This is a genomic window from Pedobacter sp. 01T416_2 (assembly GCF_056398925.1).
The window spans coordinates 1-1115 of the sequence record NZ_JBFTQI010001192.1 but is presented as its reverse complement, the minus strand read 5'-3'; the positions used below and the strand labels follow the sequence as shown (position 1 = coordinate 1115).

General features: G+C 37.5%; 1 protein-coding gene. It reads right to left on the bottom strand.

Features of this window, described 5'->3' with window-relative positions:
- Positions 1–86: 86 nt before the first annotated feature.
- On the bottom strand, positions 87–881 hold the full coding sequence (locus AC1DPQ_RS28470) for a DUF4382 domain-containing protein (protein ID WP_477580427.1): 795 nt from the start codon (positions 879–881) through the stop codon (positions 87–89).
- Positions 882–1115 lie beyond the last annotated feature (234 nt).

Here is a 1115-nt window from a genome sequence, read left to right as displayed (position 1 = left end):
AAGTAAGGCTGCTGCTTACCACGAGTAACAACAGCAAGAATAGCTTTTTCATCGTTTTAAATTTAGATATGAATAATGGGGTTTTACTATTTTAAAGTAACCGTGCCCAACAATGTGTTTTGCCCTAAAGCCACTTTAACAGCAGTAATGGTACTATCTCTATAACCAACAACCGGAGCAAATTTAACTGAGTAGATACCAGATGATAAGCCACCAACTGTAAATTTACCAGTTAAAGGATCGGCAACGGTACCCACTGTATCTGTACCAGCAATAACCAATACTTCTGGATGGCTTGCCAAAGGCAAAACCGTTCCTGAAATTAATCCGGTAGTTGCTGCCGCAATTCCGCGTACCACTGGTTTTAATAAATATTTTCCATTTCCGGTGCTTACGATAGATTTCGCCGCATCAAAGTCTAATAGTAATGTATAAGCAGCACCTTCAACCAATTCAGGATTAGCGGTTAATTTTACTTTCCAGCCAGAAGATTGTGCACTTGGTGTTTTAAGTTCCTGCTGAACCCCATTTACTACAATTGTATTTCCGGTTTCGTTAAGTACCAGTCTGATTTCGGTAATTTCACCTGAAGGCATTTCACCTGAAGCAACCAAAATATCAGGGTTACTGGTGCCGATCCTAAAATCAAGAATATCGAATATACCTGCACTAGCTGCAAATACATAAGGTTTATCGCCCGATACCAGTACAATCTCTTTTACACTTAAATTAATCTTATCGAAGTTACCCGGAGCATCGGTCATTTTAATCTGAACTTTAGTTGTTCCCTGGCTTGATTCATTTTTTTTACATCCATAAAAGGCAATCATCCCGATTACGAGGAAGACGGCTAAAATGGTATTTACAAAATTTGTTTTCATAACTGTAGATTTTATTTAAAGTTTTACGCTTCAAAGTTGAGAGCCGAAGATGAAACCAACATGAAATTTAAAATTTATTTTTTTCATCTTAATTTCATGTTGCCGTTCTACTTTTGAAATGTGAGCGCACCATGTATGGTGGTTTTTAGGTAGGGTTTACCTCTTAGGGGGTAAACTTTTTTTATATTTATAAAATGATCCGATTCGCCGTTATTTTTTGCCTGGCAATTGCCC

Excerpts from the sequence above, each read along its gene's own strand:
- AC1DPQ_RS28470 (WP_477580427.1), bottom strand. The coding sequence starts at position 881 with ATGAAAACAAATTTTGTAAATACCATTTTAGCCGTCTTCCTCGTAATC.